Below are 21,921 nucleotides of genomic sequence, written 5' to 3'. Positions count from 1 at the left end.
ATATTGTTGATGTTGAACTGGTCAAGAGTAGCGGAATTGAAGGATGATCTGGGGGCAGAGGATTTTCAGGAAGTCACCGCCTTGTTTCTGGAGGAGGTAGAGGAAAAGCTGGCCGCATTAGGCGATGCGCCGCCCGCCGATGATTTGCATTTCCTCAAGGGCAGTGCGGCGAATCTGGGGTTTGAAGGCTTCCGCGCCATGTGCGAACGGATGGAGCAGATGCCTGCCGCACCACCGGTGGCCGAGCTTCACGCGCTTTATCAACAGTCTAAAACCGCATTTCTGGAGGGCTTGCAGACCTAGATCAAGAACTCTGCCAGCACCTCATCATTGGTGATGTCGCGATGCTCGAACCCGCCCTCGGTCATGGCTTGGAACAGGCGGGCGAAGGCGTCGGGGTCTTTCGTCTCGATCCCGATCAGCACAGAGCCGAAGTTGCGGGCGGATTTCTTCAGATACTCGAACCGCGCGATATCGTCATCAGGGCCAAGCAGCGCAAGAAAATCCTTCAACGCACCGGGGCGCTGCGGCATCCGCAGGATCAGGTACTTCTTCAGTCCGGCGTAGCGTTGGGCGCGTTCCTTGACCTCGGGCAGGCGCTCGAAATCGAAATTCCCGCCGGAGGTTACGCAAACGACGGTCTTGTCTTTGATCTCGTCGGCTAACTCGTCCAGTGCGTCGATCACCAGTGCGCCAGCCGGTTCCAGAACGATGCCCTCGACGTTGAGCAGGCGGATCATGGTGCCGCAAATGCGGTTTTCGGGGGCAAGCAAAACGTGGCCCGGGTCAACGTGCTTCAGCACCTCGAACGTATGCTTACCGATCTGCGCAACGGCGGCACCGTCGACGAAGGTGTCTACATGGGCCAGCTTGGTCGGCTTGCCGTTGGCCAACGCGACGGTCAGGGACGCGCCGCCCAAAGGTTCGATGTAGCGAAAGGAAATATCCGCGCCGGTTTCGTTGAAATAGCGGGTGACGCCCGCAGACAATCCGCCGCCCCCAACGGGCAGCAGCACCATGTCGGGCGGAGTGTCCATCTCCGCCTCGATCTCGACCGCGACGGAGGCTTGGCCGATGATCACATCAGGATCGTCAAAGGGCGACAGGAAATACGCGCCTATCGCTGCGCAGTGGTCCTGTGCTGCCTGCAAGGTCTGGTCGAAATAGTCGCCGGTCAGACGGATCTTGACGAACTCCCCGCCAAAGGCGCGGGTCTTGTCGATCTTTTGCTGCGGCGTGGTGATGGGCATGAACACCTCGCCCGTCACCCCGAAATGGCGGCAGGCGAAGGCGAAGCCTTGGGCGTGGTTGCCCGCGCTGGCGCAGACAAAGTTGCGCTGCTCGGGGTCGCTGGCCAGCCGGTTCGACATGGCCGTGACGGCACCGCGGATCTTGTAGGACCGCACCGGCGACAGGTCTTCGCGCTTGAGGTAAATCCGCGCGTCATACATCTCCGACAGGTAGTCGTTCAGTTGCAGCGGCGTCGGCTCGAACAGCGGGCGCATCGCGGCGCAGGCCGCGCGGGCGGCATCGGTGAAGGCGGTCATTTCGTCACCGGCGGGATGCGCCGGAAGATTGCGACCAGCCAGCCGGTACCGATCAGCAGGATGAGCCACGAAGAAATAACGCTGTAGACGTTGCCGGGGATAAGCAGACCCGCAAGCAGGACAGAGGGCGCGGTGAGCACGACCAGCAAGATGACGGCCAGTATCGCCAGCAGCCAAAGCGCGGCACCGCGAGAGCCGGACCATGCTTGCCTCAGTGACATGATTTGCCCCGCCGCCGAGGCAGGGATCGCCGCGCCAAGCCGTAGGAACAGCCAGATCAGAACGTATAGGCCCACCAGCGGATAGACGAAGAAGCCGACCAGAAGCGGCATGTAGGGCAACGCGAAGGAGCCAAGGAAAGACAGCACGAACGCCGCCGCGCCCACCGAGGCCAGCACGAGGATCAGCGTCAGCAGGTGGCCGCCGACCGGCATCCCCTTGAAAGATGGCAGCAAGCCGCGCGGGATGTCCGCGCCAAGGCAAAAACGGCTCCATAGTAGCGTGACCCATGCCCCGGCCAGCAGATTGATCGCAATCGAAACCGTGGTGAAGGTGGCGGACAGCGCCGGCATCTCCCCCTCTGCATCCGGGAGCACGGACATAGCCCCGATGGGCAGTCCAACCATGGCGTAGCCAAGTGCGTAGACTGCAAGGCTCGCCAGCAGCCAGATCAATCCGGTCAACCGCAACGCGGTTCCGAAGTTGCCGAACAGCTGTGTGAGCCCGTAGCTGAAGATGTCGAGTGCTTGCCGCATTGTATCCGTTGCCCGTGCTTTTTCTTTGCGGCGACCCTGCTTGCAAACGCCGTTAGCGTCAATCACAGCCATGCACGCCCTTGCACCCCTGTGACATTGACGCTATCGCCCATGGCGTCCTTTAGCTTAGTCGGAGACACCCAAATGTCCGCCCCCAAGAAAGTTGTGCTCGCCTATTCCGGTGGCCTCGATACCTCGATCATCCTGAAATGGCTGCAAACCGAATATGGCTGCGAAGTGGTGACCTTCACCGCCGATCTGGGGCAGGGCGAGGAGTTGGAGCCTGCGCGCAAGAAGGCGGAGCTTCTGGGGATCGCGCCCGAGAACATCTATATCGAAGATGTCCGCGAGGAGTTCGTGCGCGATTTCGTCTTCCCGATGTTCCGCGCCAATGCGGTCTATGAGGGACTTTATCTGCTGGGCACCTCCATCGCCCGGCCATTGATTTCCAAGCGTCTGGTCGAGATCGCCGCTGAGACCGGCGCTGACGCCGTGGCACATGGCGCGACGGGCAAGGGCAACGACCAGGTGCGGTTTGAGCTTAGCGCCTACGCGCTGAACCCCGACATCAAGGTGATCGCCCCTTGGCGGGAATGGGATTTGTCGTCCCGCACCAAGCTGTTGGAATTTGCCGAGCAGAACCAGATCCCGATCGCCAAGGACAAACGCGGCGAGGCGCCGTTCTCGGTTGACGCGAACCTGCTGCACACTTCGTCCGAGGGCAAGGTTCTGGAAGACCCCGCCGACGAGGCGCCGGATTACGTCTACCAGCGCACGGTCCATCCAGAGGATGCCCCCGACACGCCGGAATTCGTGGAAATCGGGTTCGAGAAGGGCGATGCGGTGTCGATCAACGGCGAGGCGATGTCGCCCGCCACGATCCTGACCAAGCTGAACGAGTTGGGCGGCAAGCATGGTTGCGGCCGCCTTGATCTGGTCGAGGGCCGCTTTGTCGGCATGAAATCACGCGGTATCTACGAGACCCCCGGCGGCACCTTGCTGCTGGAAGCCCATCGCGGGATCGAGTCGATTACGCTGGACCGCGGCGCGGCGCATCTGAAAGATGAGCTGATGCCGAAATATGCAGAGCTGATCTATAACGGCTTCTGGTTCTCGCCAGAGCGCGAGATGCTGCAAGCGCTGATCGACAAGAGCCAAGAGCATGTCACCGGCACCGTGCGCCTGAAGCTCTACAAAGGCTTGGCGCGGACCGTGGCGCGGTGGTCGGATCACTCTCTCTATTCCGAGGCGCATGTGACGTTCGAGGAAGACGCGGGCGCGTATGACCAGAAGGACGCGGCGGGGTTCATCCAGTTGAACGCGCTGCGGTTGAAGCTGCTGGCAGCCCGCGATAAGCGCCTGAAGAAGTAACTAAAACGGCGCCCCGATAAGGGCGCCGTCCTAACTCGTGCACTCGCTAACGCACTAACTCTACTTGGCGGTGATGACCTGCATCACCAGCTTGCCGTCGGGCTTGATCGGCCCGTCTTCCTTGGCGCCAAGTGTGTATTCGAAGACGCCGGTTTTCATGCCGCCTTGCTCCGCGTGGACCATCAGCATCAGCATATCGCCCGAGGCTACTGGTTCTTGCAAAATGGCGGCGACGTCGGCGTTGTCACCCATACGCAGGGGGGCGAAACCCACCACTGGGCCAGGCTTCATGTCGGCACCAGTGCGGTGGACGACCAGCCAGCCATTTTCGCCAGCGGTGACGGCGTCAGCAGAGACGACCCCGTTGGAGACGTCCTGATCCATTGCCGTGACGCTTGGCGTTGGTGCATGGCCGTCGGCCAGAGCGGACCCAGCGATTGTCAGGGCAGCGGCGGTTGTAGCGATGAAGAATTTCATGTGTCGTAACTCCTTTAGCTCACGTCCCCCGGTATGGGGGGTGTGCTTGGAGTCACGTGAACGGCGGCGCAGAAGTTTCACCAAGGGCTAAAAAAGATGAAAGATGACGGTAACCCATGGGTTACCTTGGTCTTTTTGGCGTTAATCTTCTTTGGCTGATCTTGCTCGATTTTCCGATTTCGCGTTTACAGGTGTTGAAATTCCGTAAACCCAATCAAATCAAAAACCCACCATTTATGATGCGATTAGCAATTTGCGGGCTTTCAGCGCCTCGTAATGCGGCAGGGCCATTTCGCACAATTCCGCCGCCTCCCCGTCCAGTTTTGGCAGCACCCCTTCCGGCCCCGCGAAGCCGGTGGAGCGGTGAACCGCGCCGTACCAATGCGATGCCCAGACCCCGTCAAAGGGTTTGGGTCCGGCGGGCCAATGCAGCATCGCGTCGGAAAACGGTAGACCGATGGCGTCGCACAGCACCCGCAACGCGGCCTCGGGGTCTTCGCGGATGTCGTGGCTGTCGATCACCAAGCCGCCGATCTTGTCATATAGTGCGGTTTGCTGCGGGTAGCCGATATCCTCCAGAGTCGGGTTCTCGCGCTTGGCGGCGTAGCTGGCGATCACGCGCGCGGGATGGCGGATCAGGTGGACGTTGACGCAGCCCTCGGCCCAGTCCAGCGGGAAGTAGTCGAGCATATGGTGCGGCATATGCTTCATGTAGCGATGCTGCGCGGGCGGCGCGGCGCAGGCGGCCGCGACCTTTGCGGGGTCGGTTTCCTGCGATGCGATGACCTCTGCGCCCATCGGGTGCTCGATGCCCGTGGCGTGCAGGTAGGCGGCGTAAAACGGCTCGTCCACGGCCTCGCAATCGGGGCGGTTGCCGAAACTGTACATCATCGCCGTCGACAGATTGCGCGGGCCGGACCACATGGCGATCTTCATTGAACTGCCCGCCGCGCCAGGCGGATTTCCTCAAGATATGTCATAGGTGCCCTCCTTCCGCCGATTTAAAGCCGGATTTCACGGCTAGGACCAGCGGAATTCGCTAGCGTCATAAGGGATTCCCAAATATCGCTGGCCCCGTTATTACGTTTGACAAAAAGCAGTCATTGGACAGAGGAAATTTACAATGAGTGAGAGCTTACCAGTGGGCGCGAAGCCCTTCGAGTTTACAGGCAACGCCAAGGAATGGTTCGGCATCTGGATCGTCAACCTGCTGCTGAGCATCGTGACCTTGGGCATTTACTCGGCTTGGGCGAAGGTCCGTCACCGCAAATATTTCTACGGCAACACCTATGTCGAGGGGCGCAACTTTGACTACCATGCAACCGGCAAGCAAATCCTGATCGGGCGTCTGATTATTATTGGCGTTTATGTTTTGCTCAACGTACTGCTGCTAGCGGTACCGCCTTTGGGTTGGCTGATGTTGGTCGTGTTAATTTTTGCTTACCCTTGGCTGATTGTGCGCGGCATGCTTTTCAACGCTCGCATGTCCAGCTTCTCAAACGTCAGGTTCGGCTTTATTGGCACAACGGGTCGGGCGTTCTTGGTGTTTCTCGTGTACCCGATCCTAATGACGCTAACACTATTTACAACCTTTCCAATATGGGATCGCGCGCTCAAGAGGTTCTCCGTCGACAATCACAAACTAGGGCAGGCAACCTTCAAGTTAGACGTAAACTTGAGTGCTTTTTATATGGCCTTTTTGTGGGCAATTGGCTTTGTAGTTTTGGTCAATGTCATCGGAACATTACTGCTGTATTTCGTCTTTCACGATGCCGTATCGCCTACACCTGATGGTGTTCAAAATCTACCAGTCCTAATTCTAATTCAAGTTTTGTTCTTCGCGGCCTTCCTGCCGGCGGCGTTTATCTATCAGGCGCTGACCCGCAACGCGGTTTACAACAACACCACCCTGCAAGGCGGCCACCGTTTCGCATCGAACGTCACCGCGCCGAAGCTGTTGTGGATTGCCGTGTCAAACATGGTCGTCGTGATTTGCACGCTGTTCCTGATGCTGCCTTGGGCTCAGGTGCGTATCGCGCGCTATCTGGCGGACCACACCGGCCTCATTCCGGGCGGTTCGCTTGATGACTTCGTAAGCCAACAGCAGGAAGCTGGCGGCGCGTTCGGGGATGCCTATGCGGACCTCGAAGGCATCGACGTCGGCTTGCCGATCTAGACGATGGGGGACGCGCCCAAGCTTCCGGGCCTTCGTGGCCACGCCTACGCGGCGCGTTCCTCCCACCGCCAGCCTGCGCGCTTGTTGACGCGTGAGGGCGGCGAAGACCTGTGGGTCGATCTGCAAAATGACGAGCGGGCGGTGCTGGCCAGCGCCCATCTGTCAAAGTTGCGGATCGACGCGCCGCTGGGCTCCGCCCCGCGCAAGATCACCTTTCCCGACGGCGCGGTGTTCGAGACCCGCGACCACGAGGCCATTGAGGCGCTGACCGGCAAGACTCGTGGCTCGATGCTGCATCATTACGAAGGCTTCAACGCGCGCCTGTTTGGCGTCGTCGCCGTTTGCCTTGCCGCCGTTTGGGTGATGTGGCGCTACGGGCTGGACATTATGGCAGCGGTGGCGATTGCCTTCACGCCGCCTGCGGTGATCGAGCAGATCGACGCGGGCTCGATGCAGAGCATCGACTTCACCATGGCGGAGCCGTCGAAGCTGACGGACGAACAGAAGGACGAGGTCGAGAAGGTTTACCGCCGTCTGGTGCGCTCCCTGCCTGACGACGTGCAGGAGAAGCACAGCTTCGATCTGCTGTTCCGTGACCTGCCCGGCATGGGGCCAAACGCGTTCGCGCTTCCTGGCGGCACGATGGTCATGACCGATGCCTTTGTGAAGCAGTTCCCCGACCCCAACGTGCTGGCGGGTGTGCTGGGCCACGAGATCGGGCATGTGGTGGAAGAACACGGGCTGAAGCGGCTCTACCGCTCGCTCAGCACATATCTGCTGATCGCGTTCCTTGCGGGCGATGTGGGCCCGATACTGGAAGACGTGGTGCTGGAGGGCAACGTGCTGTTGTCGCTGTCGTTCAGCCGCGCACAGGAGACCTCCGCAGACGAGTTCGGTCTGGCGCTTTCGGACGAGGCCGGGTTTGACCCTGCGGGCCTGAAGCTGTTTTTCGAGAAGATGGGCAAGGAGTATGGCGATCAGGAGCCTGCCCAGTGGATGTCGACCCACCCGTCCAGCGCGGAGCGGGTGCGGGCGATCGACGCGTTCATCAACGAATTGCGCTGAGGCTGCCGGAACAAATCACGGCAAGTTTGGTTGAGTGTGAGAATGTGGGGCGTCAGATTGCCCCTCAAGACCACTCGGATGACCTGATTTGGAGATGACACAATGCCATTCCTTTCCCGCACACGCTGGTATCTGACGGGCTTCGGCCTTGCCGTTCTGGCCGGGGTTGCGACCCAGCCCAACTTGGCGAAGGCAGCGGAGATCACCGTGGCAGGCGGCTGCTTCTGGTGCGTCGAGGCGGACTTCGAGAAGGTCAGAGGCGTCAACGACGCGGTGTCCGGCTTTACCGGCGGCACGGTGCCCAGCCCGACCTACAAGCAGGTGACAAGCGGTGGCACGGGTCATCTGGAGGCGGTGCAGATCGACTATGACCCCGAGACCGTATCAGCACGCCAGCTATATGATTTGTTCTTCCGCTCGATTGATCCGACAGATTCCGGCGGGCAGTTCTGCGACCGTGGCGAGAGCTACACCACCGCGATATTCGTGACCAACCGCCCCGACCGCGAGGCTGCCGAGGCGGCGAAAGCTGCGGCGGAAAAAGAGTTGGGTCAGAAAATCGTGACGCCCATTCGGGACGCGGACTCGTTTTTTCCTGCCGATGATTACCATCAGAATTACTACAAGCAGGACAAGACAATCCTGACACGGTTTGGTCCGCAATCGAAAGCCAAAGCCTACAAGAAGTATCGCGACGCCTGCGGGCGGGACGAGCGGGTGAAAGAGCTTTGGGGCGATGCGGCACCGTTTGTGAATTGACGCGGACCAACCCTCCGGGGGGAATATTTTTTGAAGCAATGAAGATGTAGCGCGCGCCCCTGTTCTCAGGTGGCGCGCGTTAACCTTAATGCAGGGTCTACAGGAACAGGCCTGCGTTGTTGCGCAGGATGATCTCGATTGCGTAGATGCCCAGAAGCGCCACGATAGGGCTTAGGTCGAGGCCGCCCATTTGCGGCAGGATGCGGCGGATCGGGCCGTAGATCGGCTCCAGCAGGCGGTTCAGCCCGTCCCATATCTGCGCGACCAGCGGCTGGCGCATGTTGAGCACACCGAAGCTGATGAGCCAGCTCATGATGAAGTGGATCAGGATAATCGTGCGTGCGACCCCGAGAAGGAGCATCAGGATTTGGAACAGGCTGGTCATGCGGGGTCTCCGGCTAAAGGTTGCGCGTTAGGTAAGCGTCGCGCCGCCCGCGTGCAAGGCGTGACGCGATGTTGCAGTTGACGTCGCCGTCAGTTGGTTCATGTCTCGCCCCCTAGCAAGGAGCCGCCATGTATCCGTTCGTCCGCCTGATCTACCAGTTCTTCGTGCACCGCAACGACGCTCCGCTGGGGCCGCTGGACACGCATGTGTCGCATCATATTTGCTGGCCGTGGGATCTGGATCTGTGGCGGGAGCTGAATAACGGGCGCACGCTGACCTTGTATGACATGGGGCGTCTGCCGCTGGCGGGGCGTGTCGGGTTGATCAAGGCGTTGAAAGAACACCGCTGGGGGCTGACCATGGCGGGTGCTTCGGTGCGCTACCGCCGCCGCGTGCGGATGTTCGACCGGATCGAGATGCGGTCGCGGGCCGTGTGCTGGGACGACAAGTTTCTGTATCTGGAGCAGTCCATGCGCGTGCGCGGCGAGGCGACGTCGCATATCCTGTACCGCTCCGCGATCACGGGCAAAACGGGCATCGTGCCCCCTGCGCAGGTTATGGAGACGCTGGGACTGGAGGTGGCCACGCCCGAGACGCCGGACTGGGTGAAGGCATGGACCGAGGCGGAAGCGCTGCGGCCGTGGCCGCCGTTTTAAGCCGGAATGTGACGTTCACGTCACTACCCTTGGGTAAGTTATTCCTTGCTTAAAAGGGCCGGATAGCCCTAGGTCTTTAAATCCGTGCTGGGAAGTGTGTTACGATGACGGCGTCTGCCAAAAAGCGTATTTGGGGATGGTTTATGTTCGACTGGGCGTCCCAGCCGTACAACACGCTGTTGCTGACCTTCATTTTCGGGCCCTATTTTGCAGAGATCGTGACCGCCCGCTATGTGGCGCAAGGCATGGATGTGGAACTGGCCAAGGCCGGTGCGCAGAGCATGTGGGGCTGGGGGCTGACCATCTCCGGCCTGTTGATCGCGGTGTCGGCCCCCGTGCTTGGCGCGGTTGCGGATAGCACGGGGCGCAAGTTGCCGTATATCTATGTCTTTTCAATGCTCTATGTCGTTGGTGCCGCCGGTACGTGGTATGCGGACCCTGCGGGGTTCAGCCTGCCATTGGTGCTGGGCCTGTTCATCGTGGGACTGGTCGGGATGGAGTTTGCCACGATCTTCACCAACGCCATGTTGCCCGATCTGGGCACGCGCGAGGAAATCGGGCGCATTTCCGGCTCTGGCTGGGCGATGGGCTATCTGGGCGGGCTGTTGGCGCTGGTGTTCGCGCTTCTGTTTTTGGCTGAAAACGGTCAGGGCCGGACGTTGATCGGGATCGAGCCGATAGGCCGTCTGGACCCGGCCGCGCGGGAGGGGACGCGATTTGTCGGCGTTTTTTCCGCCATATGGTTTGTGGCCTTCATGGTGCCGTTCTTCCTGTGGGTGCGCGATCCGAAAGACCGCCCCTTGCGCACCAAAGGCGTGGTCACCGCTGGCCTGCGCAGTTTGGGGCGCACGATCATGAGGTTGCCCAAAAGCCCCAGCCTTGCAAACTATCTGGCCTCGTCGATGCTGTATCGCGATGCGCTGAACGGGATGTACACCTTTGGTGGGGTCTACGCCGTGGGCGTGCTGGGCTGGAGCGTCGTCGATGTGGGTGTGTTCGGAATTCTAGCGGTAATCGGAGGCGCGATTGCGGCGTTTCTGGGCGGGCGGGCGGATAGCCGGTTCGGCCCCAAACCCGTCATTCTGGTGTCCATTCTGGCGCTGATTGCAGCGGCCTTTTCCATTGTGATGATCACGCCCGACGCGGTCTTCGGGATACCCGTCACCGATGCAGGGATCATTGCGGGCCGCACGGTGTCGGACATCGCGTTCTACCTTGCGGGCATCCTTGTGGGCGCGGCGGGTGGGACGATCCAGTCGGCGTCGCGCACGATGATGGTGCGTCAGGCCAACCCGCACCGCATGACGGAGGCCTTTGGTCTTTATGCATTGGCGGGTAAGGCCACGTCGTTCCTTGCGCCCGCCTTGATCGCGTTGACCACCATGCTCACGGGATCCCAAAGAATTGGCGTCACACCACTGATCGGGCTCTTTCTTTTGGGGCTCGTCCTGTTACTCTGGGTGAAACCGGACGGAGAGGACGCAGCAGTATGGGATTCCGAAATCTGATCGCAGGCATCGCCGTTGCATTCGTTGCCGGATGCGCGGGGTCTGCGGATAACAGCGTGGCGGTCACGCCGGAGGTCCGACGGGACCTTGGGCCACAGGGGCAAATCATTGCAAAGCAGCTGTTCGGGGCCAAGACGCGAGGGTCGCAGCAAGCCGCCGCGCCTTTCGGGTCATATTCGAACGGCTGCGCTGCCGGGCTGGTCCAACTGCCCGAAACCGGCCCCACATGGCAGGCGATGCGTCTGTCGCGCAACCGCAACTGGGCGCATCCTGACACCGTTGATTTCGTGCAAGACCTGAGCCGCGTGGCCCGCGCCCAAGGGTGGGCGGGGCTTTACGTGGGCGACATGAGCCAGCCGCGTGGTGGGCCGATGTTGACGGGGCACCGCTCTCACCAGATCGGGCTGGACGCGGATATCTGGATGAACCCCGCCTCGACCATGGGGATGAGCCGGTCGGCGCGGGAAAATATCTCGGCGATTTCCATGCGTCGGGCGAACGGCGCTTTTGTTAACAACAAGTGGACAACGCAGCATCATGAGGTGCTGAAGGCCGCCGCGTCGGACAAGCGCGTGGCGCGTATCTTCGTGTTTCCGGGCGCCAAGGTGCAGATGTGCAAGGACGAAAAGGGCGACAGGTCGTGGCTGCGTAAAGTCCGGCCCTGGTGGGGGCATCACTATCATTTCCATGTGCGGCTGGCCTGCCCGAAGGGCGCGCGCGGTTGCGTCAATCAAGACCCACCCCCAGCGGGCGACGGCTGTGCGGATGCGCAGAAATGGGTGAACAACATCCTGAACCCCCCGCCACCGCCGAAAGATCCGCCCAAGGTGAAACCACGCAGGGAATTGCGGCTTGCTGATCTACCAAACGCATGCGTTGGCGTTCTGAACTCCAACTAGCGCTGGCAGTCCTCGGGCTGTCCGCCGGGCTTGCCTGTGCGCAGTCTTTGGAATTCGTCAGCCGCTACGAGTGGCAGAGCCGCGTGGAAGGGTTCGGCGGGTTTTCCTCGCTGGAGATCAGCCGCAACGGCGAGAGCTTTACCACGACCTCGGACAAGGGGTTGATCGCGGAAGGGCGCATCGTGCGCGACGGCGGGCGCATCCGGCTGCTGGACAACCTGCGGTTTGACAGGCTGCGCGACCCGCAGGGCGAGCCGTGGCGCAGCTATCAGACCGACGCCGAAGGGCTGGCGATTTCACCCTCCGGCACGATCTACGTTTCTTTCGAGGGGATGCACCGGATATTCGCCTATGACAGCATCTCGTCACCCGCGCGACCCTTGCCCGATCTGCCCTGGCGCGACTCGCTGCAAAGCAATTCGTCGCTGGAAGCGCTGGCCATCGACGAGGCGGGGGTGTTGTACACAATGCCGGAGCGATCCGGCAATCTGGACCGCCCGTTCCCCGTCTACCGCTATCGCAATGGACGCTGGGACGACGCGTTGTCGATCCCGCGCCGCGGAGGTTTCCTGCCGGTGGGCGCGGATTTCGGGCCGGATGGCAGGCTCTATATTCTGGAGCGCGAGTTGGTGGGGCTAAGCGGCTTTGCCAGCCGCGTGCGCAGCTTCAAGCTGAGCCGCAACACCCTGACGGACGAGCGGGAGCTGCTGCGCACCACGGCAGGGACGCATGACAATCTGGAAGGGTTGGCGGTCTGGGCCACGCCGGAAGGCGTGATCCGCGTGACGATGATTTCCGACGACAATTTCAGGTTTTTCCAGCGCACGGAGTTGGTGGAATACCGGCTGGTTCAGTGAAGCTTTGAGGGCTGCGGCACTGACCCTTCTCATGTGCCATCGATTGAGCCGGGTCGTTAACGCCTGATAATGACGGACCTCGCGCGGTTGGTGATGATGTCACCGACCGGCGTTCGAATCCTCGGTAATCTTGGGAAAATGCAGGGCAGATCGGTTGGCGCTTATTGGGAGCCATCCGCTGGTCGCCGTGCTTCGGGCACACGTATTTGGCGTCAAGGGGGTAGGGCAAATGTCAGTTATCGAACCGGATCAGGCTACGACATCACGACTTGCGCATTTCCCCATTACGCTGTTCGCCATCGGTATGGGCATGATGGGCCTGACGCTTGCCTTGCGTGCCGCCGAGAGCAGTTTTGGGTTCGGGCATGGTGTGTCGATGACCGTCCTGACGGTGTCCGTTATAATGCTTGTCGCGGTCTCTTCGGGGTATCTGTCAAAGGCGCTCCACTATCCCGAAAAGGTGGCGGAGGACTGGCACCATCCCGTTAAGATCGCGTTCTTCCCTGCAATTTCGATTTCTCTGTTGCTGCTCGCCACCGCGCTGATCGAGGTGAGCCCGGCAATAGCCGAGCCGCTCTGGCTGTTCGCGACCGCATTGCAGGGCGTTCTGGCCTTGTCGGTGATCTCGGCTTGGATCGGGCACCGGCCATTTCAGACCCAGATGATGACGCCCGCCTGGTTCATCCCTGCGGTGGGTAACGTGATCGTGCCGTTGGCGGGCAGCAAGCTTGGCTACGTAGATCTGTCCTGGCTGTTCTTTTCCGGCGGGCTGATCTTTTGGGTCGTCCTGCTGACGCTGGTCATGAACCGGTTGATGTTTCACGACCCGATGCCTGGCAAAATGGTCCCGACCCTGATGATCCTCGTGGCGCCGCCCGCCGTCGCTTTCAGCGCGTGGCTGGGCCTGAGCGATGAGGTCGGCGCGTTCGGGCATTTCCTGTTGAGCGCCGCTTACGTCTTTGCGCTGGTTGTTCTCACGCAGGCCGCCAAGCTGAGCAAGCTGCCCTTCGCGCTGTCTTGGTGGGCGCTGTCCTTTCCAATCGCGGCGCTTGCAATCGCCAGTTTCGGATACGCGCACAAGGCGGGGTCCGTTCCGCACCAATGGGTCGGGTCCGGCTTGCTGGCGCTTCTGATCCTGGTTGTCGGGCTGCTGATCGCCCGCACGGCTACGGCGATGCGGGCAGGCACGATTTGCGTCCCCGAATAGATCTTCCCAACGCATAAAAGGAGTTCCAAAATGCGTCTTTCCAAAATTCTAGCAGCGTCCGCGCTGGCGCTTGGTCTTGCAACGACGGCGCAGGCCGACGCGCCCAACAAGCTGATTACCATTCTGACGGCCGCAGAGCCGCAAACCCAGCTTATGGCCATGGTGCTGACCATGAACGCCATGGCAGCGGGCTCTCCGGCTGAGATGATGCTGTGTGGTCCAGCTGGCGACATCGCCCTGAAGGACGCCCCTGCGTCTGCCACCACGGGCCAACCGCCCAAGGACGCCAGCCCGCAGGGGTTGATGAAGACGATGATGGAAAAGAACGCCCTGAAGGTTCAGGTCTGCGCGATCTATCTGCCCGGTAAGGGCGCGGATGCGTCTGTGCTGGTGGATGGTGTAACTGCCGCCGCACCTGATGCGATGGGCGCTGCGATCGTGGCCGATGACACGACTGTCATGAGCTTCTGATCTGGGCCGAAGGATAAGAACCTGCCGCCCCCGCATGCGCGGGTGCGGCTTACCCCGAAAAGGCCGGAATGGCAGAGCCTTCTGGAAGGAACCGGACAATGACAAGTGACAATAGTATTCATACCTCGCGCCGTACCTTTCTGGGGCTTGCTCTTGGCGGATTGGCGACCGCCGCATCGGTGCGGCCCGCGCCTGCGCAACGTGTTCAGACGAAAGCGCGTATCGTTATCATCGGGGCGGGGGCTGCTGGAACGTCCGTGGCCAACCGCCTTGTGGAGCGGCTGGATGGGGCGAGCATTACCATTCTCGACCCGAGCGCCGAGCACTTGTATCAGCCGGGCCTGTCGCTTGTGGCGGTGGGATTGAGACCGGCTTCCTACACCCAATCGAACACGGCGGACTGGCTGCCGAAAGATGTCACTCTGATACCCGAGGCGGCGGCGGCCATTGACGCTGAGGCCAAGACGGTCGGAACAAGCGACGGCCAGACGCTGAGCTATGATTTCCTCGTGGTCGCCCCCGGTCTGGTTCTGGATCACGACGCGATTGAGGGCTTCTCGCTTGATATGGTCGGATCGAACGGGATCGGCGCGCTTTATGCCGGTCCGCAATATGCCGCCAAGACGTGGGAGGCCGCGTCGAAATTCACCGAAGACGGAGGTGTCGGCGTCTTCACCCGCCCTGTGACCGAGATGAAATGCGCCGGTGCGCCACTCAAGCATACGTTCCTGATCGAGGATATCGCCACCCGCACCGCTGGGGCGGGCAAGCACGAGATGCACTATGCCGCCCATGACGGCGCGTTGTTCGGCGTCCCGATCGTGTCGGAGAAAGTGCGGATGCTGTTCGGGGATCGGGGCATCACGCCGCATTACCGTCATGTGCTGAAAGCCGTGGACGGCGGACGCAAAATTGCGACCTTCGAGACGCCGGACGGCGATACGGAGATGGAGTATGACTACCTCCACGTCATTCCGCCGCAACGCGCGCCCGAAGTGATCCGTCAGTCCGGCCTTAGCTGGGCGGACAAGTGGACGGATCAGGGCTGGGTCGAGGTGGACATGAAAACCCTGCGCCACCTGCGCTACCCCGACATCTTCGCGCTTGGCGATGTGGCGGGCGTCCCCAAGGGCAAGACGGCGGCTTCGGTGAAATGGCAGGTGCCTGTGGTCGAGGACCATCTGGTTGCCGCCATAGAAGGGCGCGAGGGCCGCGCGGCATATGACGGCTACACGTCCTGCCCGCTGATCACCCGCGTCGGTCGCGCGATGCTGGTGGAGTTCGACTACCACAACAATCTGGTGCCTTCGTTCCCCGGCATGATCGCGCCGCTGGAAGAGCTGTGGATCAGTTGGTTGATGAAGGAGGTGGCCCTGAAAGCCACCTATAACGCAATGCTGCGCGGCAAAGCCTGAGGAGAGTTTTCATGGAACAACTGACACCAGAGACCCTGATCGCCGTATTCGAGGAAATCTTCGGCGGCCCGCTGTTCTGGGGCATGGTCGCCGTGGCCGTCGCCGTCACGCTGGCCTACCTTTACGTGCTGATCCGAGACCGCTCGATGTCGATGCACAAATTCCTGTGGGCGCAGTTGTCGATGCCCGTCGGTGCGGTGGCGGCTGTCGTGTTCGTGCTGGCCATCACCCATTCGAACATGCGCGACATCGGTGGCCCGATTGACGTGATCGTGCTGCTGGGTGTTGCGGCCATGGGTGCCGTGGGGTTGGCAATTCTGGTCTATACCGTGCAATCTCTGTTCCGAGGATCGCAACAGACAGACTGACCGGACAATTCGCGCATTGGCCAAGACGCGCGAATGTGGCTACGGATGTTGAAAGCGATCGGATAACGAATGAACGACAAACCCGAAGACGAGCTTCCGCTCGAAATCATTGAGCACGGTGGCGGTCAGGACAGTCAGACTCCGACGCGGCGGCGGTTTCGCAAAGGCTTTCTTTGGGTGCTGCTTATTCCGGTGTTTCTGTTCACCGGAGCCGTGATCGGGATGTATTTCCAGCCGCCCGGTCTGCAGAAATTCTATTCGCTGACAGGTTTGCAGCCGGGGGGCGGGTCTGCGTCCCCAATCGCGCTTCCTCCCGAGATCGAAGTGCCTCGGGAGATGGTCGAGACGATGCGCGTCACCGATGTCATAGGTTTGGCACGGCTGTTGCCGCGCGGGGATGTGTCGATTGTGGCGGCCCCCTACGGCGCCGGAGACGCGCGTGTGGCTGGAATTTTGGTGGCGGAAGGCGACAGGGTTGAGAAGGGCACGCCGGTGGCGCGGCTCGACAATCACGGCGTTCTGGAAAGCGCCGTTCTACAGGCCGAGGCTGCCGTTGCGATACGTGAGGCGACCCTGACGCAAACACGTGCATCAGTGCAGAACAGCCGGGACGAGGCACAAGCCGCGCTGGATCAGGCCCGAAGCGCTGCGACGGAGTCCAAAGCAGAGCTGGAGCGCACGCGATCGCTGTTTGACCGTGGCGTCGTCACCCGTGCGACGCTGGATGCCATGATCGCAAGCGAGCAGCAGGCCGCCCTAGCGGTGACGAAGGCCGAAGCGACGCTGGCACGCTACGCTTCGGTCGCTGTGGATGCGCAGCCGGACGTCATCGTTGCCGCGCGCAATCTGGACGCTGCGACGGCTGATCTGGACCGCGCGCGCCGTGACCTTGCCCGCGCCGATGTGTTGGCTCCGATCACCGGCACGGTGCTGGACATTCATGCAACGCCCGGTCAGAGGCCGCCGACCGAAGGCATCATGGAGATGGGCAACACCGACCAGATGATGGCCGAGGTCGAGATTTATCAGGACCGCATCGCGAAGGTGCAGTCCGGTCAGCCTGTAGAGCTTGCCTCGACCGCCTTGGGGCAAACCCTTCAGGGGCGGGTCCAGTCCATCGGTTTGACTGTGGGGCGGCAAGGGCTTGTGTCGGACGATACCGCCGCGAACACTGACGCGCGGGTGATCCGGGTGATGGTCGAACTTGATGTGGCGTCTTCCGGCATAGCGGCGCGGTTTACCAATCTTGAGGTCATTGCCCGCATCGACACTGACGAGCCCGCGCGCCAATGACCGGCCTTCTGCACGCGCTTCTCGGGCGGTTGCCAATCGGCTGGCTGCAACTGACGCATAGCCGCGCACGCTTTGCCGCCGCGCTTGCGGGGGTGGCGTTCGCGAATGTGCTTGTCTTCGTGCAGCTCGGGATCATGAATTCCATGGCTACCGCGACCCTCAAACCTTACGAGTTCTTCTCGGCGGATATCATGATCTCGGCCTCAGATGCGAATTCTATGACCGACGGCGGCAATGTCGCCCGCCAATGGATGTTGCAGGCGCTGGCGGACCCTGACGTGGAGGCCGGTACGGGTCTGTTCGTCGGCAACGTGTCGTGGCAGCGCGGCGCCCAGTCGCTGGGCCTGACCACCTACGGGATTGACCCGACCGAAAGCCGTTTCCTGTCACCTGACATAGCGGCCAAGAGTTCCATTTTGCAACTTCAGGGGGCCGGTCTTCTGGATCGCTTCAGCCGCGGGCTGCCACGCGACGAGGCGGCGTCGATCCGTCCGCAAACGCCGCTGTCGTTCGAAGTTTCCGGCAAAACGCTGACGCTGTACGATACTTTCGCGGGGGGCGGGGGGTTTGGCGGTGACGGATACATGATCCTGTCCGACCAGACCTATCTGACGATGTTTCCCAAACGCAGTTCCTCGGCCCCCGATCACGTGCTGCTGCAAACGCGCCCGCATGTGGATGCTGCCAAGGTGGCGGAGCGCCTGCGCGAGCTGGTGTCCGACAAGACCCTGCGCATCCGCAGCTACGCAGACGCCGCGCAAGAGGATCTGTCCTACCAGCAGACCAAACGCCCCACCGGCATCATCTTCGGCTTCGGGGTCATCATCGGCATTCTGGTGGGGATCGTCATTGTCTATCAGGTGCTGTCCACCGACGTGTCCGACCACATGCGCGAATATGCGACCTTCAAGGCGATGGGCTATGGTCACAGTTTCTTCTTGGGCATCGTGTTGGAGGAGGCTCTGATCCTGGGCATTCTGGGGTTCATCCCGGGGCTTGCGGTCGGGACGGGAATACTGACGGGGATGGCTGCTGCCACGACCTTGCCGCTGGAAATGACGGTTGGCATGGCCATTGCGGTGTTTGTCGGCACGGTCGTGGCCTGTGCGCTGTCAGGCGCGATTGCGACACGGCGGCTTGCTGCTGCCGATCCTGCGGATTTGTTCTGAGATGGATAGCAAACATCCTATAGCCGCCCGAAATCTGAACCATTGGTTCGGCACAGGTGAGGCGCGAAAGCAGGCGTTGTTCGACATCAATCTGGAGGTCGAGCTTGGAAGCCTGACCGTGCTGGTCGGCCCGTCAGGGTCCGGCAAGACGACGTTGCTGACGCTTCTGGGCTGCCTGAGGGAGGTTCAGGACGGCTCGGTCGATCTTCTGGGCCATGAGTTGCACGGCGCAAGCGGAGCGTTGTTGACCGCGCTCAGACGGCGGTTGGGCTTCGTCTTTCAGGCGCATAATCTCCATAACAGCCTGACGGCTCGGCAAAACGTGGTCATGGGCCTTCAGGTGCACGGCAACCTGCCCGCCGAACAGGCGGACGCGGCGGCCAGCCATCTGCTCGGTCTGGTCGGTCTGGGGGATCGTCTGGACTACCTGCCCGCCAACCTTTCAGGCGGGCAGAAGCAGCGTGTCGCCGTAGCGCGGGCGCTGGTTGGCAATCCCGATATTATTTTCGCGGACGAACCCACGGCGGCGCTGGACCGCGTAACCAGCGCCAATGTGGTGGCGCTGATCAAGCGGCTTGGGCGCGAACGGGGAACGACAACCGTGATGGTGACCCATGACAACCGCATTCTCGATCAGGCGGACAGGATCGTGACGCTGGAAGAAGGGCGCATCGTGAAGTCTATCGACGCCAACGCCTAAGCGTAGTCGTCGATGATGGCGATGGCTTCTTCGGCGGTCTCGACGAAGTGGAACAGCTCAAGGTCATCCGCGCCGATGGTTCCGGCTTCTTCGAGCGCTTCCCAGTTGATGATCTTGCGCCAGAACGCCTCGCCGAACAAAACGAAGGGGACGCGGTTCATGCGCCCGGTCTGGATCAGGGTCAACGCCTCGAACGTCTCGTCCAGCGTGCCGAAGCCGCCGGGGAACACGGTGATCGCGCAGGCGCGCATCAGGAAGTGCATCTTGCGGATGGCGAAATAGTGGAAGTTAAAACACAGCTCGGGCGTCACGTATTCGTTCGGGGCCTGCTCGTGCGGTAGCACGATGTTGAGGCCTATGGACCGCCCGCCAGCCTCTAGCGCACCGCGGCTCCCGGCCTCCATGACGCCGGGACCGCCGCCGGTGCAGATCACGTTATGATTGCCATCGGAGCGCTTGGTCATGAGATACGCGAACTTGCGGGCCTCGTCGTAGTATTTTGACAACTCGGCCAACGTCTCGGTGCGGGCGGTGTCCTTTTTGGCAGGCTCGGGGATGCGCGCGCCGCCGAAAAGGACGACTGTGGAGACGATGCCGGCCTCGTCCATCATCAGTTGCGGCTTCAGCAATTCCAGTTGCAAGCGCACGGGGCGCAACTCTTCGCGGCACATGAAGTCATTGTCGGTAAACGCCAGCTGGTAGGCAGGGGATCGCGTCTGCGGTGTGTCGGGGATCTGTTTGACCTCCTCCATGTCCTGCCGGGAGTGACGCATGGGGTGCCTGCGGTGGTCGTCTTTCATATTGTCTGCCTCTTCATTGCGCGGGTGCGTCATTTCGGTCTATAGGCGTTCAAGTTTTGAAACCAGAGACGATTGAGGGAACCCGACCATGTCCAATGCTCAGCTAGAGACCGCTATCGAGGCCGCCTGGGAGGCCCGCGACACGATCACCCCCGCCACCAGCGGCGAGACGCGCGACGCTATCGAAGACACGCTGGCCGCATTGGACAGCGGAAAGTTGCGGGTTGCCGAGAAGCAGGATGACGGGTCGTGGCATGTGAACCAGTGGGCCAAGAAGGCGGTGCTGTTGGGCTTCCGCATCAAGGATATGGAACATCAGGACGGCGGGCCGCAGGGTGCTGGCTGGTGGGACAAGGTGGATAGCAAGTTCAAAGGCTGGGGCGATAACCAGTGGAACGCCGCGGGCTTCCGTGCCGTGCCGAACTGCGTGGTGCGCAAGTCGGCTTATATCGCGCCCGGCGTGGTGTTGATGCCGTCCTTCGTGAACCTTGGCGCTTATGTCGACGAAGGCACCATGGTCGACACATGGGCCACGGTCGGGTCCTGCGCGCAGATCGGCAAGAACGTGCATCTGTCCGGCGGCGTCGGCATTGGCGGCGTGTTGGAGCCGATGCAGGCTGGTCCGACGATCATCGAGGACAACTGCTTTATCGGCGCGCGGTCCGAAGTGGTCGAAGGCTGCATCGTGCGCGAAGGTTCGGTGCTGGGGATGGGCGTATTTATCGGCCAATCCACCAAGATCGTGGACCGCGAAACCGGCGAAGTGATGTATGGTGAAGTGCCGCCCTATTCGGTGGTCGTGGCGGGCTCTATGCCGTCGAAGAACAACGTGTCGCTTTATTGCGCGGTGATCGTGAAGCGGGTGGACGAGCGCACGCGGTCCAAGACCGGTATCAACGAGTTGCTGCGTGACTGATGGCAGAGCTGTGGACGGAGGCGCATGAGCGGCTGATGGTTAAGGACAAGCCCAAGAAGCAGCACAAAGTGTTCACCCTTCTGGTCGAGGTCGGCCGGAAGGAGGAGGACGGGCTGCCGGATCACGCCTCGGGTGCTGCGCTGATGTGCTACGCCAGCGGCGTGGACGAGGCGGAAGCGGTGCGCGAAACCGTGGCGCTGATGAAGCAGGCGGGGCTGGCCCCGCTGGACGTCACGGGCTACGGCTCGCTGGATGACCGGCTGGCCGAAGGGCATGACATTGAAGAGGAAGAGCGCGCCCTGATGCAACGCGCGCTTGAGGAGAACTCTGTCGTGGTGGCGCAAACCACCGCGTTTTACGAAGGTGACGCCTAGTTGTGGTAGCCGCTGCGATGCTCGGTGGCGAAGCAGCGGGCTTCTTCGTCGCTGAGGACGCGGCCTTGGGTTGCCCCGTCCTTATACAGCGCGGAAACGGCGCAACGCCCGATCGCCAAAGGCGCGGGCGTGTCGAGTTGTAGCTGATACATGCGGTCGGATTTGCGGGTCTCGTAATGGCCGACCCTGCGGCCATCGCTCAGCGCCCAGACTGGCATGATGACCGTTTCCTCCCCGAACAGGTATTCCGCGATGTCGGAGGTGACGACGATCCGTTGGTCAGGTGCCGCGACGATGTCGTGGTCCAGCCCGAAATAGGGCGCGCGCAGCATGAAAGCGTTGCGCGGCGCGTCGGTGGTCAGCACGTGGCGAACGGTTGCGGTGCGGCCTTCGGCGTCAAGAACGTGATCGCCTGCTGACAATTCGTCGATACGGCGGGGGCCGTTCGGCGTAGCAACACGGGTGTCCGCCATCATGCCGGTATTTGCCGGAGCTTCTGGCAGATCGTCGATGTTTGCAAAAGACGGAAGGATATCGTCATCGTTGGCGACGCGGCCATTGGCCCGCAGCGCCATCGTTTGGAACTTTTCGACGTGCCCCAGCAGGGCTTCCCGTCCGTCAATTGTCAAAGCTACGTGTTTCATTACTTGTTACCCCACAACGAGTCAGCGTGACCCTTGCTTGGGTAACAAATGACCTTGGTTCGGGCCAAAAGCATGGAACACCCGTGGTCATTCCGTGGAACAACCAAGG

At 61.3% G+C, this 21,921-nt stretch carries 25 protein-coding genes; 18 read left to right on the top strand and 7 right to left on the bottom strand.

What is annotated here, in order from left to right:
- The first annotated feature begins 9 nt into the window (after nucleotides 1-9).
- Nucleotides 10-303: an Hpt domain-containing protein gene (locus THALAR_RS15485; protein WP_021102537.1), complete on the top strand. Its 294-nt coding sequence runs from the start codon at nucleotides 10-12 to the stop codon at nucleotides 301-303.
- On the opposite strand, the gene ilvA is transcribed toward THALAR_RS15485, so the two are convergent.
- Nucleotides 300-1,547, bottom strand: coding sequence for a threonine ammonia-lyase IlvA (gene ilvA, locus THALAR_RS15480; protein ID WP_021102536.1), 1,248 nt, complete (start codon nucleotides 1,545-1,547; stop codon nucleotides 300-302). The genes THALAR_RS15485 and ilvA overlap by 4 nt on opposite strands.
- On the bottom strand, nucleotides 1,544-2,302 hold the full coding sequence (locus THALAR_RS15475; RefSeq protein ID WP_169788554.1) for a hypothetical protein: 759 nt from the start codon (nucleotides 2,300-2,302) through the stop codon (nucleotides 1,544-1,546). Before THALAR_RS15475 ends, ilvA begins: the two co-directional genes overlap by 4 nt.
- Nucleotides 2,303-2,446: 144 nt before the next feature.
- Between THALAR_RS15475 and THALAR_RS15470 the strand changes: the two genes are divergently transcribed.
- Entirely contained in the window at nucleotides 2,447-3,673 is a 1,227-nt protein-coding gene (locus THALAR_RS15470) for an argininosuccinate synthase (protein ID WP_021102534.1), read from the top strand.
- Between the two features lie 60 nt (nucleotides 3,674-3,733).
- Here THALAR_RS15470 and THALAR_RS15465 read toward each other — a convergent pair whose 3' ends face one another.
- The gene (locus THALAR_RS15465; RefSeq protein WP_021102533.1) at nucleotides 3,734-4,150 is read right to left on the bottom strand and encodes a DUF7282 domain-containing protein; all 417 of its coding nucleotides are present in this window, start codon (nucleotides 4,148-4,150) and stop codon (nucleotides 3,734-3,736) included.
- A 234-nt stretch (nucleotides 4,151-4,384) separates the two neighbouring features.
- Nucleotides 4,385-5,086 carry a sulfotransferase-like domain-containing protein gene (locus tag THALAR_RS15460; protein WP_021102532.1) on the bottom strand — a complete coding sequence of 234 codons (702 nt, stop codon included), beginning with the start codon at nucleotides 5,084-5,086 and terminating at the stop codon, nucleotides 4,385-4,387.
- Nucleotides 5,087-5,273: 187 nt separating this feature from the next.
- Here THALAR_RS15460 and THALAR_RS15455 point away from each other — a divergent pair, with 187 nt between their 5' ends.
- From THALAR_RS15455 to msrA, 3 genes are all read left to right on the top strand, one after another.
- Nucleotides 5,274-6,326, top strand: coding sequence for a YjgN family protein (locus THALAR_RS15455; protein ID WP_021102531.1), 1,053 nt, complete (start codon nucleotides 5,274-5,276; stop codon nucleotides 6,324-6,326).
- Between the two features lie 3 nt (nucleotides 6,327-6,329).
- On the top strand, nucleotides 6,330-7,391 hold the full coding sequence (locus THALAR_RS15450; protein ID WP_021102530.1) for a M48 family metallopeptidase: 1,062 nt from the start codon (nucleotides 6,330-6,332) through the stop codon (nucleotides 7,389-7,391).
- A gap of 102 nt (nucleotides 7,392-7,493) precedes the next feature.
- Nucleotides 7,494-8,150, top strand: coding sequence for a peptide-methionine (S)-S-oxide reductase MsrA (gene msrA / locus THALAR_RS15445; RefSeq protein ID WP_021102529.1), 657 nt, complete (start codon nucleotides 7,494-7,496; stop codon nucleotides 8,148-8,150).
- A 97-nt stretch (nucleotides 8,151-8,247) separates the two neighbouring features.
- Here the strand turns inward: msrA and THALAR_RS15440 are convergent, their stop codons facing one another.
- Nucleotides 8,248-8,535 (bottom strand): YggT family protein, encoded by a 288-nt coding sequence (locus THALAR_RS15440; protein WP_021102528.1) that lies wholly within the window; start codon nucleotides 8,533-8,535, stop codon nucleotides 8,248-8,250.
- A gap of 128 nt (nucleotides 8,536-8,663) precedes the next feature.
- Here THALAR_RS15440 and THALAR_RS15435 point away from each other — a divergent pair, with 128 nt between their 5' ends.
- From THALAR_RS15435 to THALAR_RS15385, 11 genes are all read left to right on the top strand, one after another.
- On the top strand, nucleotides 8,664-9,191 hold the full coding sequence (locus THALAR_RS15435) for an acyl-CoA thioesterase (protein WP_021102527.1): 528 nt from the start codon (nucleotides 8,664-8,666) through the stop codon (nucleotides 9,189-9,191).
- A gap of 104 nt (nucleotides 9,192-9,295) precedes the next feature.
- On the top strand, nucleotides 9,296-10,699 hold the full coding sequence (locus tag THALAR_RS15430; RefSeq protein WP_021102526.1) for an MFS transporter: 1,404 nt from the start codon (nucleotides 9,296-9,298) through the stop codon (nucleotides 10,697-10,699).
- Nucleotides 10,681-11,598 (top strand): penicillin-insensitive murein endopeptidase, encoded by a 918-nt coding sequence (gene mepA / locus THALAR_RS15425; protein ID WP_021102525.1) that lies wholly within the window; start codon nucleotides 10,681-10,683, stop codon nucleotides 11,596-11,598. Before THALAR_RS15430 ends, mepA begins: the two co-directional genes overlap by 19 nt.
- Nucleotides 11,571-12,455, top strand: a complete 885-nt coding sequence (locus tag THALAR_RS15420) for an esterase-like activity of phytase family protein (RefSeq protein WP_021102524.1) — start codon at nucleotides 11,571-11,573, stop codon at nucleotides 12,453-12,455. The genes mepA and THALAR_RS15420 overlap by 28 nt, the downstream gene beginning before the upstream one ends.
- A gap of 229 nt (nucleotides 12,456-12,684) precedes the next feature.
- Entirely contained in the window at nucleotides 12,685-13,662 is a 978-nt protein-coding gene (locus tag THALAR_RS15415; protein WP_021102523.1) for an SLAC1 anion channel family protein, read from the top strand.
- A 30-nt stretch (nucleotides 13,663-13,692) separates the two neighbouring features.
- Complete coding sequence (locus tag THALAR_RS15410; RefSeq protein ID WP_021102522.1) at nucleotides 13,693-14,133, top strand: hypothetical protein; 441 nt, start codon at nucleotides 13,693-13,695, stop codon at nucleotides 14,131-14,133.
- A 98-nt stretch (nucleotides 14,134-14,231) separates the two neighbouring features.
- Nucleotides 14,232-15,548, top strand: a complete 1,317-nt coding sequence (locus THALAR_RS15405) for an NAD(P)/FAD-dependent oxidoreductase (protein WP_021102521.1) — start codon at nucleotides 14,232-14,234, stop codon at nucleotides 15,546-15,548.
- 11 nt (nucleotides 15,549-15,559) lie between these two features.
- Complete coding sequence (locus THALAR_RS15400; protein ID WP_021102520.1) at nucleotides 15,560-15,916, top strand: DUF5368 domain-containing protein; 357 nt, start codon at nucleotides 15,560-15,562, stop codon at nucleotides 15,914-15,916.
- Nucleotides 15,917-15,985: 69 nt separating this feature from the next.
- Complete coding sequence (locus tag THALAR_RS15395) at nucleotides 15,986-17,209, top strand: HlyD family efflux transporter periplasmic adaptor subunit (RefSeq protein WP_021102519.1); 1,224 nt, start codon at nucleotides 15,986-15,988, stop codon at nucleotides 17,207-17,209.
- Nucleotides 17,206-18,378, top strand: a complete 1,173-nt coding sequence (locus THALAR_RS15390; protein WP_021102518.1) for an FtsX-like permease family protein — start codon at nucleotides 17,206-17,208, stop codon at nucleotides 18,376-18,378. The genes THALAR_RS15395 and THALAR_RS15390 overlap by 4 nt, the downstream gene beginning before the upstream one ends.
- A gap of 1 nt (nucleotide 18,379) precedes the next feature.
- On the top strand, nucleotides 18,380-19,078 hold the full coding sequence (locus THALAR_RS15385) for an ATP-binding cassette domain-containing protein (RefSeq protein ID WP_021102517.1): 699 nt from the start codon (nucleotides 18,380-18,382) through the stop codon (nucleotides 19,076-19,078).
- On the opposite strand, the gene THALAR_RS15380 is transcribed toward THALAR_RS15385, so the two are convergent.
- Nucleotides 19,075-19,878 carry an LOG family protein gene (locus tag THALAR_RS15380; RefSeq protein WP_040819354.1) on the bottom strand — a complete coding sequence of 268 codons (804 nt, stop codon included), beginning with the start codon at nucleotides 19,876-19,878 and terminating at the stop codon, nucleotides 19,075-19,077. The two genes, THALAR_RS15385 and THALAR_RS15380, sit on opposite strands and share 4 nt — an antisense overlap.
- 88 nt (nucleotides 19,879-19,966) lie before the next feature.
- On the opposite strand from THALAR_RS15380, the gene dapD reads away from it, so the two are divergent.
- Together dapD and THALAR_RS15370 are read left to right on the top strand one after the other, a co-directional pair.
- Nucleotides 19,967-20,794 carry a 2,3,4,5-tetrahydropyridine-2,6-dicarboxylate N-succinyltransferase gene (dapD, locus tag THALAR_RS15375; protein WP_021102515.1) on the top strand — a complete coding sequence of 276 codons (828 nt, stop codon included), beginning with the start codon at nucleotides 19,967-19,969 and terminating at the stop codon, nucleotides 20,792-20,794.
- Nucleotides 20,794-21,168 carry a hypothetical protein gene (locus THALAR_RS15370; RefSeq protein ID WP_021102514.1) on the top strand — a complete coding sequence of 125 codons (375 nt, stop codon included), beginning with the start codon at nucleotides 20,794-20,796 and terminating at the stop codon, nucleotides 21,166-21,168. The genes dapD and THALAR_RS15370 overlap by 1 nt, the downstream gene beginning before the upstream one ends.
- On the opposite strand, the gene THALAR_RS15365 is transcribed toward THALAR_RS15370, so the two are convergent.
- Nucleotides 21,165-21,812: a Hint domain-containing protein gene (locus THALAR_RS15365; RefSeq protein ID WP_021102513.1), complete on the bottom strand. Its 648-nt coding sequence runs from the start codon at nucleotides 21,810-21,812 to the stop codon at nucleotides 21,165-21,167. The genes THALAR_RS15370 and THALAR_RS15365 overlap by 4 nt on opposite strands.
- Between the last annotated feature and the right edge of the window lie 109 nt (nucleotides 21,813-21,921).

Source organism: Litoreibacter arenae DSM 19593, from assembly GCF_000442275.2.
Lineage (GTDB): Bacteria > Pseudomonadota > Alphaproteobacteria > Rhodobacterales > Rhodobacteraceae > Litoreibacter > Litoreibacter arenae.
This window is presented reverse-complemented; position numbering and strand designations above follow the sequence as displayed.